We start from the raw sequence: 12,301 nt of genomic DNA, 5'->3' as shown, positions 1-12,301 counted from the left end.
ATCTATTCTTTAAGTATAAAAAAAGCAGGGAATCCCCTGCTATGGATAATTATATAAATATTAAGGAATATCTTAATTAATTTTTGTGTTTTCCTCCAAAAGTTTTACAGCTATAAATAATTTCATTAAATCATTCAAATTTGAGATATAAAGTCCTGAAAGATCAGATATTTTCCTGAGCCTGTAATGAAGGGTGTTAATATGTATATGCAGAGCCTCAGCAGTATTTTTCAAAGAGTGATTTTGCCTGAACAGCTCCTTAAGTGTTTCCATAAGATCCTGTTCATTTAAAAATGTGCCAATCGTTCTTTCAATGAAGTCCTTCTTAGTTTCCGGTGAAAGGTCATCAAATATCATTTCAATGGTCAAATCCTGGTCAAATATGATAGTTTCGCGGTTTTTGGCGATTTTCAAAGCTCGTTCTGCCTGCATAAATGATTCCGACAAACTGAAGGGAGGTAAAGGTTTACCTGTGCCAATACTTACTTTGGCAGCGAGAAGGTCTTCCAGAAAACGATGGAAGCGTCTGACCTTTTCCCTTAAGCTCTGTTCTTTTTCTGCTGAAGAAACCCCGGCTAAAAGGACAATTCGATCATTGCCCCAGCGAATCAGGATATCATTCGGACCCGCTTCTTTCCAGGATAAAATTCTATTCCAAAGGTCACGATGAAGCAATTGTCCAGTTTGCCTGAATTCCGCGATAGAAACCTGTCTATCTTCTGAGAGATTTATTTTCAGCAAATGAGCCCGTTCTTTAAATGCGGGATCCCACTCTTTAGTCTGCAGCCAGTCAAACATAAAACTCTCCATTGCACGTGCCTGCCAATCGAGCTGCTCTGCAAAGTAACTTTCACTGATAAACAATTCTGTCAGTTTGCGAATGATTTCTGCAAACGGGGAAATTTCATCGGGATTTCCGGTAATGCCAATAACTCCAACTGTCTCTCCTTTAAAAAAGATCGGCAGGTTAATGCCCGCTTTTACCCCCTGCAGGCGTGATTGATCCTTCCTGGTGATAATCAGCTTTTCTTTATGTTTTATCGTAAGCAAAGCTCCTTCATGAAAATTGCCTATTCTGTCAGAGTCAGTACTTGCAATAATGACTCCTGAGGTATTGGCAACAATGATATCTTCTTGAAGGAACTGGCGAACTTCAGCAATGATCTTTTCAGCCAAATCAGGCAGCAGCATATTATATCTCCCTTTGGTTTTTGACTTTATTATATATAATTAAAGATTCTTTTCGTATAGATTGTTGTTTTTTGCTTGTCAATGTTATCTGCTGATTTCCGCTAAAGAAGGCTCAGCTCCTCAGCTGCTCCCCCGGAAGGTTAAATAAGCCTAATCGAAAAACAATGAACTCAGTAAAAATACAAACAACCTTCCCAAAATAGCCTTTTTTAAAAAACTTCCTGCAAATTTTCTAATATCTCTTTTAAAAAGAGGGTATATTCATTATGATAAGGGTTAGAAAATTTTAAAGGGGACAGGTAGGATATGTGGAAGGACATAAGACATTGGCTGGATAAACTAACACCTGCCCAAGTAATATCCGGATATTATTTATTGGCAGTATCTGTATCGGTACTTTTATTAAGTATACCGGCCGTACATAAGCCGGGTGTTGAGATTGCATTTATTGATACTGTCTTTACTGCAGTAAGTGCAGTCAGTGTAACCGGACTGACAGTAGTAAATATATCAGATACTTATAGTGTGTTTGGATATTTTGTTATTATGTTCATACTTCAGTTTGGCGGAATAGGGATCATGGCACTGGGCACTTTCTTTTGGCTTCTGCTGGGCCGCAGGATTGGATTAAGAGGGCGCCGCCTCATTATGGTGGATCATAATCAGTATTCTTTGTCAGGGCTTGTGCATTTAGTGAAAGAAATTATTAAAATAATATTGGTGATTGAAACGCTTGGTGCACTGATTCTTGGCTTTCATTTTCTTAAATATTATCCATCATGGGATGAGGCATTTCTGCATGCATTGTTCGCATCTGTCAGTGCCACAACTAATGGCGGCATGGATATTACAGGAGCATCGCTCAAACCATTTGCCGGCGATTATTTCGTGCAGCTGATCAATATTATCCTGATTACTTTAGGAGCTATAGGCTTTCCTGTTCTTATCGAATTAAAGGAATATCTATTCCGCAATAAATGGAATCAGGAACAATCCTTCAGATTTTCTTTATTTACAAAGCTGACAACTGTTACATATGCAGCTCTTCTTATTTTTGGGACTTTAATTTTGCTTATTATGGAATTCAATCAGTATTTTAAGAAAATGATCTGGCATGAAAGCCTTTTTTATGCGTTTTTCCAATCCGCAACTACCCGGAGCGGCGGTTTATCAACCATGGATGTAAATGAGTTTACAATGCCTACACTAATTATTATGAGTATTTTAATGTTCATTGGCGCATCCCCAAGCTCTGTCGGAGGAGGCATCAGGACAACGACATTTGCGGTAAATATCCTTTTCATTTATCATTTTGCAAAAGGAAATCGGGATATAAAAATATTTAAAAGGGAAATTCATGAAGATGATGTCTTGAAATCACTTGCTATCACTCTGCTTGCTATTGGAATGTGTTTCTTCTCTGTAGTCATTTTAAGCATTACAGAAAGGCATGCGGAGCTTGTTGAAATTATATTCGAGGTATGCTCAGCTTTTGGTACCACAGGATTATCTTTGGGAATTACACCTGAGCTGTCAACTATCGGCAAATGCATCATAATGGCCTTAATGTTTATTGGAAGAATAGGATTAACCTCTTTCTTATTCATAATAGGCGGCAAAGAGAAAAAGCCAAATTATCATTATCCAAAAGAGCGAGTTATTATAGGCTAAAAAAGCAGCCCGGAAAAGTTTTCCGGACTGCTTTTTTAAAGGGTATAGATAATTTGGATTAATTTGGACCTTTGCGTTACTAGAAGTCGTGGCAAATTCCTTTGCCGCTATTTCATTTTAATCCGTTCCGCGGCTGACATCCTTGGTAGGATGCATGAATGGGTAGGCTTGAGGCGGTTTTTTGCTTTCCAGGAGCTCTTTATTTTCCTCTGTATTCCATCCGATATCATTTGTCGGATGGATCCATTCGTCTCCAGCCATAACGGCAGGATCTGTTTCATCACTCCAGTTTTCCAGCGGAGAAATGTCTGAAGAATAATGACTGTCCCCAATGGTAACGCCAAAAGAATTCTTGAAAGGCGGCTGAAGTTTCATACCTGTGCCTTTGAAGCTCGGAGCTTCAATTTGATGCGGAAGTGTCTCGTCAATGCCAATGTTTTTATTTATCTTCTTTTCATTTGTCATAGAGGCTCAATCCTTTTTATTCTATTTTCTGCACTGAAGAAAAGTTTATGAATGCAAAATAAGGAAGTCTCAGTGAGGAATGAAACTGTGTATTTTACTTAAAATAAACCTGTGTTAAAGCTGAAAATAAATTTAACACCAAAAAAGTTCAGGAGGAGATGTGGATGGCTAAACGAAAGGCTGAGTATAATGCCGTTGAAAAATACAGCAAGACGCCTAAGAAAAACCTTCAGGAATCGGAGTTTTCTGCTGAATTCAGCCAGGGAGAAGATCCGATGAAAATGGCTAACCGCAACTCAAAGAATGGGAGAGAGGGTAGAGCCTAGTGGATCAAAATAAACCACGAAAAAAAGGCAGGCAGAATGGCGCTCAAAATGTTGAATTCGGGATGGAATTCGGTGATATAAATGCAGGGAAATTTTACGAACTTCCTTTTATGAACCGGGATAAAGATCAAAAGAAAAATAAAAATGAATGCTAAAAAACCGGCAGATCCTGCCGGTTTCTTAATTATTTTAAAGGTCCGGAAAAGACAGAGACTGTCTCAGAGCCTGAATCGAAATAGGCAAGAAGAACAGAGTCTTTCTTTTCAATTATTCCCTCGTTCATATACCTTTCAATATCAAAGGATAATTTTTCAATCAAGGTATGTTTGTATATTTCTTTTTCATTCAGCTGAAGATTTAAGAAGCTTTCTCCCAGCTGATTGGGGTTTTCGAGAAGAGACTGGTAAAGCTTTGATCTTTCGGATTTTTCAAAGGTTGGCTGCCACCATGGTTTTCTGGGCTTGTATTTTTGTTTTGAAATATAGTCATACTTCATCAGTCCTTCTGCTACATCCAGATCATCAATTTCAATGGATTGCAGAAATTCATATAGGCGTTTAAAGAGATCCTCAAGCTGATGCCCAATTCGGGACCAGCCCTTTTGCTCCCAATAGCTTCCAAATCTCTGGAAGAAATCAAAAGGAGTCGGAAAGACCTTAGTAACCAAATATTCGACAGTCGCATCCATCCTATGGTCATTCCAATATTTTTCCAGAACATCTTCAACCTGTTTAATGCGAATGATGTCATCGAAGGATAAAACATTATTTCCTAAGATTTCATATGGTGAATGGTCCATATATATATATTGATGATCTTCTGCTCTTAAGCGCAGGCCCGTACCTCTCAGCATTTTCAGAAAACCAAGCTGAAGCTCTTCCGGCCGCATTGCAAATACATCATTGAATGTTCTCTTGAATGAATCGTAATCCTCTTCAGGCAGACCGGCAATTAAGTCTAGATGCTGATCGATTTTTCCTCCATCCTTTACCATTGTGACTGTCCGGCAAAGCTTGTCAAAATTCTGCTTCCTCATGACCAATTCATTTGTATAGTCGTTTGTTGATTGAACTCCAATTTCAAAACGGAATAATCCTGCCGGGGCTTCCTTATTTAGAAATTCAATCACTTCAGGCCTCATAATATCTGCAGTGATTTCAAATTGAAATACAGTTCCCGGAAGATGTTCATCTATTAAAAACTGGAACATTTCCAATGCATAGCTGCGGCTAATATTGAAGGTGCGGTCCACAAATTTAAGGGTCTTTGCACCATTCTTCATTAAATACCGGATATCTTCCTTGATTTTTTCCCTGTCAAAGTAACGCACACCTACTTCAATGGAAGAAAGGCAAAATTGGCAGCTGAAAGGGCATCCCCGGCTGGTTTCTATATATGTGACCCGTTTTGAAAGGTGAGGAATATCTTCTTCAAAGCGGAACGGTGAAGGCAGGTCTCGCAAGTCCAGCTTATTCCGCTGAGGATTGATGCGAACCTGGTCATTTTCTCTGAAAGCAAGACCATGAACATTTTCCATATTCATGCTGCCCTTCAGCTCATGCAGCAGCTGTTTGAAGGTTTCCTCACCTTCCCCGATGACAATGTAATCAAATTCATTTACATTGTTCATCCAATCTGAGACATCATATGTCACTTCAGGCCCCCCGACGACAATATGAATGGAGGAATCTATCTTTTTGATCATCTTAATAACCTTTATTGTCTCTTCAATATTCCAAATATAACAGCTGAATCCGATCACCTCAGGTTTTTTGCGGATTAGGTCTGTAACAATATTCATTATTGGATCTTTAATAGTATATTCGGCTAATTCCACATCGAAATCAGGCTGAGCATATGCTTTTAAATAGCGGATCGCTATATTTGTATGAATGTATTTAGCGTTAAGCGTACTTGCGATAACTTTCATTTATTTCTGAACTCCCTTTTTAGCAACTTAAACATCATATAATTGTATCATATTTTTGACCGAAAAAAAGGAAGTAAAACATTGACATATGTTTTGCAGGAAAAACTATACAAATTATTATAATATTTATAAAAATACAACAATTCGCATTATAACTATAGTAAGATAGTAGAAAATAAATACTTAGCTGGGAGAGAGGACGAATGAAGGTAAGTCTTTTTGCAACATGTCTGGTGGATATGTTTCAGGGAAATGCGGGCAAATCTGCTGTTGAATTGCTTGAGCGCCTGGGATGTGAAATAGATTTTCCGGAAACACAGGTCTGCTGCGGCCAGCCTGCATACAACAGCGGCTATGTGAAGGAATCAAAGGAAGCCATGAAAAGGATGATCACAGCATTTGAACATGCAGACTATGTTGTATCTCCTTCCGGATCCTGCGCCTATATGTTTCATGAATATCCGCATGTTTTTAAAGGAGATTCATTATGGGAACCAAGAGCAAAGAAACTTGCAGAGAAGACATATGAACTTACTCAATTTATCGTTGAAGTCCTTAATGTGGACGATGTCGGGGCAAGGTTAACCGGAAAGGCCACCTATCATACATCCTGCCATATGACCAGGCTCCTTGGAGTAAAGGAAGCCCCTATGAGATTATTAAGGAATGTGAAGGGCCTTGAATTTGAAGAGCTGCCAGGAAAAGAGCAATGCTGCGGTTTTGGCGGAACATTCTCTGTGAAAATGGCTCAAATATCGGAACAAATGGTTGATGAGAAGGTTGGGCATGTAGAGGAGACCGAAGCAGAGATTCTGATTGGAGCAGACGCAGGGTGCCTGATGAATATTGGAGGCAGAATCGGAAGACAGGGAAAACCAATAAGGGTTATGCATATTGCTGAAGTGTTAAATTGCCGCTAAACCATAAATGGACATGCTTTCCTGCAAAGCTGGCAGGACAGTTTTGAAGTGTCTGGAGGAGAGCCTCCACACATTTCAAGAGGGATTGAGGAGCTTGCGTTTTTCTTAAGGGGGAATAAAAATGGCTATGAAAATAGGAACAAACGACTTTAAGGATCGAGTAGATTCCGGAATAAGCAATGCCTTTATGAGAGGGGCAGTTTCAGGGGCACAGGAAAGGCTTCAGACAAGAAGGCTTGATGCTGCAGCGGAGCTGGGAAACTGGGAAGAGTGGCGGTCGCTTTCTGAAGAAATTAGAAAGCATGTACTTGAAAATCTTGATTTTTACTTATACCAGCTCAGCGAAAATGTTGCTAATAGGGGAGGGCACGTCTTTTTTGCTGAAACTGCTGAAGAAGCCTCTGCATATATACGGGAAGTAATTGAAAAAAAGAATGCAAGAAAAGTGGTTAAATCAAAATCTATGGTAACCGAGGAGATACATTTAAATGCCTCGCTGGAAGAGGCAGGATGCCAGGTCATTGAAACTGATCTGGGAGAATACATTCTACAGGTGGATGACCATGATCCCCCATCACATATTGTGGCGCCTGCCCTTCATAAGAACAAGGAGCAGATTCGCGATGTATTTTCAGAAAAACTTAACTATCAAAACACAGAAAAGCCGGAAGAGCTTGCATGGCATGCGAGAGAAATGCTTCGCCACGAATACCTGACGGCCGATGTTGGCATAACCGGCTGCAATTTCGCTGTTGCAGAAACCGGTTCAATCACATTAGTGACTAATGAAGGCAATGCAGATCTTGTCACAGCACTTCCCAAGACACAAATTACAGTAATGGGCATGGAAAGGCTGGTCCCGACTTACGAGGAAATGGAAGTGCTGGTCAGCATGCTGACCAGGAGCGCGGTTGGGCAAAAGCTTACGAGTTATATAACTGTTTTGACTGGTCCAAGAGAAGAACTTGATGTTGATGGCCCTGAGGAATTTCACCTCGTCATTGTAGACAATGGCCGCTCATCAATTTTGGGAGGGGAGTTTCAATCCATCCTCCAATGTATCCGCTGTGCTGCATGTGTAAATGTCTGTCCCGTGTACAGGCATGTTGGAGGGCATTCTTATGGATCCATCTATTCTGGCCCGATTGGGGCGGTTCTGTCACCGCTATTAGGAGGCTATGATGATTATAAAGAATTGCCTTATGCATCCACACTTTGCGGAGCATGTACAGAGGCCTGTCCTGTCAAAATCCCTCTGCATGAGCTTCTTCACAAACACCGGCAGGTAATCGTAGAAAAAGAAGGAAGGGCTCCTATATCAGAAAAGATGACCATGAAGGCTTTTGGATTGGGGGCAGCTTCACCGTCCCTTTATAAATTGGGCTCTAAGCTTGCACCGGCAGCCATGAATCCATTTACAGCAGGGGACAAAATTACAAAGGGACCCGGACCGTTAAAGGCATGGACAGAAATAAGGGATTTTCCAGCTCCTAATAAAGAAAGATTTCGTGATTGGTTCAAAAACCGGCCAAAAGGAGGCGGACAGCAGTGAAGGGGACTATTCAGAATCGGGATGCTTTTATTACTAAAATTGCAGGGAGACTGGGCAGAGAAAAAAGAACTTTCGGAGTTGAAAAGCCAAAGTGGAGCTATAATCCTCAGGATGCAATCTTTAGAGAAGCAGATGCAGATGAACTTTTAGAAGCTTTAAAAACACAGTGTACGAAAATTCACACTGATCTCCTTGTGACAAAAGCCGCTGATTTGCCGGAAACTCTTAAAAGAATTACTGCCGAGTACGGAGGCGGCCCAATAGTAACCTGGAAAGATGACCGTTTTAGACAGTTTGGGCTCACTCAGCTATTTGAGGAAATTTGGCCAAAAGAGAATGTGAAAGTATATGAATGGGACTATTCTGCTGAAAATAAAAATATTGAATATGCGGAACAGGCGAATATCGGAATCACAATCAGTGAAATTACTCTGGCTGAATCCGGAACAGCGGTCTTGTTCAGCAGCAGAGATCATGGACGGGCTGTCAGTTTTCTGCCCGCTGCTTCCATTATTCTTATTCCGAAAACCACATTGGTTCCCCGCATGACACAGGCTGCGAGGATTATAAGGGAAAGAGTAAAATCAGGGGAGCTTGCTCCTTCCTGCATTAATTTTATTACCGGACCAAGCAATTCAGCAGATATTGAGATGAACCTCGTAGTTGGCGTGCATGGACCTGTTAAAGCTGCGTATATTGTTATTGATGATTTATAATGCGTGAGACGCTTGATATCATAGGTTAAAAAAACGCTAACATTTTGTTGGCGTTTTTTATCGTCCAGGCGGAGTCTTGCTTAAGAAACTTCAGGGAACGCGCGTTTGGAAGGTGAGTTTCGTCTTTGTATTGAGATAAACACGGAAACAAATTTATAGCCCTTCTCAAATTGAGAAGGGCTATAAAAATTAAATGGAAAACTGTATGACTACATAGTGCGGTTTTTCGCAATTTCAGAGTATAGTAATAACGCAAGTTTGGAGAAGTTTTATTTAGATTTAAAGAGTGACTGGGGATTGCAGCTTACCTGTTTTTCTCCCGGCATTAAGATTTATTATCATTCCCTGTTCGTTTTGCCCTAATTATTCCCGAGAAGTCATAGATTGCAAATAAAGCCGTTAAAATGATAATTGCCGTAAAACTGTGTTCACGCGGAACTGAAAAATAAGAAATAATAAGTGCTAGACCAAAGAATAACCAGCCAATGTAATGCCATTTATAATATGATATATCAATCCCTCCCAGGTAATCATTTTACTAAATTTGGTGTGGATGTAATATTATTCTACCAATTAGAGGGTGAAGCTTCAAAAGGTGTCACCTAAATATTTATTCCTTTTCTCGTAACTTACTAAAAGATAAAATAATGGAAATTTATTAACAATCATAGCTGTTAATTAACATAAGCTAAACTTATGGAAAATTATAAACTTTTTAAAATTTTCATATGATATTAAGCGAAGTATTATAGGAATAGGAAATATTCCAAACAAACAAGGGATGTCCGATGGGAATTGATTTTCATAATAAAAAAAGTCGTAAAACTTATACCACCAGAAATGCAGATCATTCATGGATCAGAGCTATAAAGGACCTTGTGCCAATCAAAAATATCTCATTGGCATTGGATATAGGCTGTGGCGGAGGTATTTATTCCAAGGCTCTATCCGATTTGGGGGTGCAATTTGTTACTGGCATCGATTTTTCCGAAACAATACTAGAAGGTGCTAAAGAAAACTGTAAAGAACATAAGAACATATCCTTTATAAAAGGTAATGCTTTGCAAACGGGCTTAGAAAGTAACAAATATGATTTTGTTCTTGAAAGAGCACTGATCCATCATATAGATGATTTACAGCAATGCTTTAACGAGGCATTTAGATTACTAAAGGATGATGGATACTATATTGTTCAGGACCGTACACCTGAAGATTGTTTATTAAAAGGGAATGAAAGTCATATTAGAGGGTATATATTTGATCTGTTCCCAAAGTTAATAACAAAAGAAATTAACCGCAGATACCAAAGCCAATTGGTTATAGATACACTTAAACAAGCAGGATTTAGTCAAATTGAAGAAGTTAAATTGTGGGAAACCAGAAAAGTATATGATTGCAAAGAGCAATTGATTAATGACTTAAACAGGAGAACAGGCAGGAGTATTTTACACGATTTAGACGATAAAGAATTAACATTATTGATAAATTATATAGATGAGTCAATTTCAGCTGATCATAGCATAGTTGAAAAAGATAGATGGACGATTTGGAAAGCAGTCAGATAGTTGAATAGATTAGGATTATTTATGTAATGATGAAGGAAGATGACGATCAGCACGCTGAAAACAGGTGTCTGACAATACTTAAAAATTCAATTTTTCAAGGAGAAACATAAATAAAAAAGCGCGAAACCTATGATATATATGGGTTTCGCGCTTTTTTTCTGTAGCGTCCCAGGCGAGATTCGAACTCACGACCTACAGCTTAGGAGGCTGTCGCTCTATCCAGCTGAGCTACTGGGACATGGTGGTATAATGAAATGAAATTGTTGCAATACAAATAAGATTGGCATATCCTGTTTCTTCCTCTGCAAGCCTATACAGGGAGTAAATGCGTCGAAACAAAGCTGCAGGGATGTACTTCAGTGAAGCTTACGCTTAGCTGAGCTACTGGGACATGATGGCATATCGCACAGCAAGTATTTATATTGGTAACACAGTTACTTATTATAATCCCTTCATCAAAATTGGTCAATGGTTATGCCTAAAGAAAAACCGGCCATTAGAAAATGACCGGTTTATGATCTAACTTGTAAGTTTATTTCGATAAAATCTGGCATATGCTTTTGATCTATCTTTCAGCTTTTTTAACTGTGATGTTCTAAGTTCGATGATTGGCTGTGCAAAGGAAGTAATCAGTTTGCTTGAGAGAAGCAAGGTCAGAATCAGCGATATACCGGCAAGCAGCAGGAAGTTTTCTGGTTTATTGAAAAAGTCCTGTAAGTGGCTTACTCTGAAAACCCGAACAAAGAACCCATGAAGCAGATAGACATAAAGTGTGTTTTTGCCTAAATTAGTAAAGAAATAGTGCTTGCGGGGCACGAAAGCAAAGAAGCTAAGCACCATTATTAAGCTTAAAATATAAAAGCCTAATCTCGTTAGAACAGCTCCAATGGAAGCTGCCCCCATTTCAGTGTATGGCTTCGAGCCAAGCAGCCATTTGTAATCCACTTCAGGGTAAAGATAGAAGCCGATAAAGACGACCGCAAAAATACCTAATGCACTAATTCTGAATTTTGGCTGGAATAAAGCATATAAATGTTCTTTCTTTAAATAATATCCCAATAAAAATAATGGGAAGAAAACAAAGGTTCTTGATAAACTTAAATAGTTTGAAATCCAATCAGCATATCCGACAGCAAGCCCTATGATCACGGCAGCTGCCAGGGAGTATTTCGCTTTATATTTTGCGAAGAGCAGAAGCATAATATTCCAGCAGAACATGCTTATCAGGAACCATAATGACCAATGAGGGTTAAAAGGATCCAGCTCAAAGGTTCCTTTATTATATAAAAAGTAATAAAAAACCGAATAAATAACCTGGAAAATGATATATGGCAGTATTAGCTTTTTGGCAATTTTCTTTATATATCCTTTTTTATAGAAGCCTTTGGCAAAAAAGCCGGATACCAATATAAATGCCGGCATATGGAACGTATAAATAACTTTATATACTGTATAAATTGTTTCATTATCTTCAATAAAAGAGCGGAGCAAATGCCCGAAAACGACAAAGAAGATCAAAATAAACTTGGCATTGTCGAAGTAATAGTCACGTTGTTTCATATGTCCTCCTCTATTAAAGACCCCCAAATAAATACTTTCTCTGTCTTTACCCACTGTAACATGAAGCAAACTTCTTTTCTCGTGTAAATAGAAGGTTATATTTACAGAAAAAGTTAATTATAAAAGATCCAATATGGCTGTAACATACTAAATGAAAAATCTGTTATATAAAAAGGGTGTTCAACCAACTCATATAATATAAGGGTTAGTATATTTTTATTAATCTGTTTCAAAAATATTGTATTGATTGTTATTTTTGTTTCAGATAAATGGTAGCAGTCCGATTAGTCTGCCAAGCTATAAAAAGACGATCTCCCCAGGAAAAAAATCATAAAGGAAAAGCACGGATAAATGCCGGGCTATAACAAATTGGAAAAATAATCTTCAAATGTTATTTTTGTTCTA

General features: G+C 38.7%; 11 protein-coding genes and 1 tRNA gene. 7 read left to right on the top strand and 5 right to left on the bottom strand.

Annotation, left to right across the window (positions count from 1 at the left end):
• Nucleotides 1-72: 72 nt before the first annotated feature.
• Nucleotides 73-1,191 carry a CdaR family transcriptional regulator gene (locus tag NSQ49_RS04865; RefSeq protein WP_159870384.1) on the bottom strand — a complete coding sequence of 373 codons (1,119 nt, stop codon included), beginning with the start codon at nucleotides 1,189-1,191 and terminating at the stop codon, nucleotides 73-75.
• A gap of 306 nt (nucleotides 1,192-1,497) precedes the next feature.
• Here NSQ49_RS04865 and NSQ49_RS04860 point away from each other — a divergent pair, with 306 nt between their 5' ends.
• Entirely contained in the window at nucleotides 1,498-2,862 is a 1,365-nt protein-coding gene (locus NSQ49_RS04860; protein WP_159870386.1) for a TrkH family potassium uptake protein, read from the top strand.
• 117 nt (nucleotides 2,863-2,979) lie between these two features.
• On the opposite strand, the gene NSQ49_RS04855 is transcribed toward NSQ49_RS04860, so the two are convergent.
• Nucleotides 2,980-3,327 carry a DUF3905 domain-containing protein gene (locus NSQ49_RS04855; RefSeq protein ID WP_159870388.1) on the bottom strand — a complete coding sequence of 116 codons (348 nt, stop codon included), beginning with the start codon at nucleotides 3,325-3,327 and terminating at the stop codon, nucleotides 2,980-2,982.
• Between the two features lie 164 nt (nucleotides 3,328-3,491).
• On the opposite strand from NSQ49_RS04855, the gene NSQ49_RS04850 reads away from it, so the two are divergent.
• A complete protein-coding gene (locus tag NSQ49_RS04850; RefSeq protein ID WP_201306611.1) occupies nucleotides 3,492-3,653 on the top strand; it encodes a hypothetical protein in 162 nt (53 codons plus the stop codon).
• Nucleotides 3,653-3,808, top strand: a complete 156-nt coding sequence (locus NSQ49_RS04845) for a hypothetical protein (protein ID WP_201306612.1) — start codon at nucleotides 3,653-3,655, stop codon at nucleotides 3,806-3,808. The genes NSQ49_RS04850 and NSQ49_RS04845 overlap by 1 nt, the downstream gene beginning before the upstream one ends.
• A gap of 29 nt (nucleotides 3,809-3,837) precedes the next feature.
• Here the strand turns inward: NSQ49_RS04845 and NSQ49_RS04840 are convergent, their stop codons facing one another.
• Entirely contained in the window at nucleotides 3,838-5,583 is a 1,746-nt protein-coding gene (locus NSQ49_RS04840; RefSeq protein WP_251283140.1) for a B12-binding domain-containing radical SAM protein, read from the bottom strand.
• Nucleotides 5,584-5,786: 203 nt separating this feature from the next.
• Between NSQ49_RS04840 and NSQ49_RS04835 the strand changes: the two genes are divergently transcribed.
• The 4 genes from NSQ49_RS04835 (at nucleotide 5,787) to NSQ49_RS04820 (ending at nucleotide 10,336) form a co-directional block, all read left to right on the top strand.
• Complete coding sequence (locus NSQ49_RS04835; RefSeq protein ID WP_159870392.1) at nucleotides 5,787-6,503, top strand: (Fe-S)-binding protein; 717 nt, start codon at nucleotides 5,787-5,789, stop codon at nucleotides 6,501-6,503.
• 121 nt (nucleotides 6,504-6,624) lie between these two features.
• Complete coding sequence (locus NSQ49_RS04830; protein WP_159870394.1) at nucleotides 6,625-8,055, top strand: LutB/LldF family L-lactate oxidation iron-sulfur protein; 1,431 nt, start codon at nucleotides 6,625-6,627, stop codon at nucleotides 8,053-8,055.
• Entirely contained in the window at nucleotides 8,052-8,771 is a 720-nt protein-coding gene (locus NSQ49_RS04825; RefSeq protein ID WP_159870397.1) for a LutC/YkgG family protein, read from the top strand. Before NSQ49_RS04830 ends, NSQ49_RS04825 begins: the two co-directional genes overlap by 4 nt.
• 788 nt (nucleotides 8,772-9,559) lie before the next feature.
• Nucleotides 9,560-10,336 carry a class I SAM-dependent methyltransferase gene (locus NSQ49_RS04820; protein WP_251283141.1) on the top strand — a complete coding sequence of 259 codons (777 nt, stop codon included), beginning with the start codon at nucleotides 9,560-9,562 and terminating at the stop codon, nucleotides 10,334-10,336.
• Nucleotides 10,337-10,500: 164 nt separating this feature from the next.
• Here the strand turns inward: NSQ49_RS04820 and NSQ49_RS04815 are convergent.
• Nucleotides 10,501-10,574: transfer RNA gene (locus NSQ49_RS04815), tRNA-Arg, on the bottom strand.
• Nucleotides 10,575-10,855: 281 nt separating this feature from the next.
• On the bottom strand, nucleotides 10,856-11,896 hold the full coding sequence (locus tag NSQ49_RS04810) for an acyltransferase family protein (RefSeq protein WP_251283142.1): 1,041 nt from the start codon (nucleotides 11,894-11,896) through the stop codon (nucleotides 10,856-10,858).
• Nucleotides 11,897-12,301: the final 405 nt, after the last annotated feature.

Origin of the sequence: Cytobacillus sp. FSL R5-0377, assembly GCF_038004385.1 — a bacterium.
Classification (GTDB): domain Bacteria; phylum Bacillota; class Bacilli; order Bacillales; family Cytobacillaceae; genus Cytobacillus.
Note: the sequence above shows the minus strand (reverse complement) of the source record. Positions and strands in the feature narration are given on the sequence as shown.

Coding starts and splice junctions, on each gene's coding strand:
- NSQ49_RS04865 (WP_159870384.1), bottom strand. CDS start 1,191: ATGCTGCTGCCTGATTTGGCTGAAAAGATCATTGCTGAAGTTCGCCAG.
- NSQ49_RS04860 (WP_159870386.1), top strand. CDS start 1,498: ATGTGGAAGGACATAAGACATTGGCTGGATAAACTAACACCTGCCCAA.
- NSQ49_RS04855 (WP_159870388.1), bottom strand. CDS start 3,327: ATGACAAATGAAAAGAAGATAAATAAAAACATTGGCATTGACGAGACA.
- NSQ49_RS04850 (WP_201306611.1), top strand. CDS start 3,492: ATGGCTAAACGAAAGGCTGAGTATAATGCCGTTGAAAAATACAGCAAG.
- NSQ49_RS04840 (WP_251283140.1), bottom strand. CDS start 5,583: ATGAAAGTTATCGCAAGTACGCTTAACGCTAAATACATTCATACAAAT.
- NSQ49_RS04835 (WP_159870392.1), top strand. CDS start 5,787: ATGAAGGTAAGTCTTTTTGCAACATGTCTGGTGGATATGTTTCAGGGA.
- NSQ49_RS04830 (WP_159870394.1), top strand. CDS start 6,625: ATGGCTATGAAAATAGGAACAAACGACTTTAAGGATCGAGTAGATTCC.
- NSQ49_RS04820 (WP_251283141.1), top strand. CDS start 9,560: ATGGGAATTGATTTTCATAATAAAAAAAGTCGTAAAACTTATACCACC.
- NSQ49_RS04810 (WP_251283142.1), bottom strand. CDS start 11,896: ATGAAACAACGTGACTATTACTTCGACAATGCCAAGTTTATTTTGATC.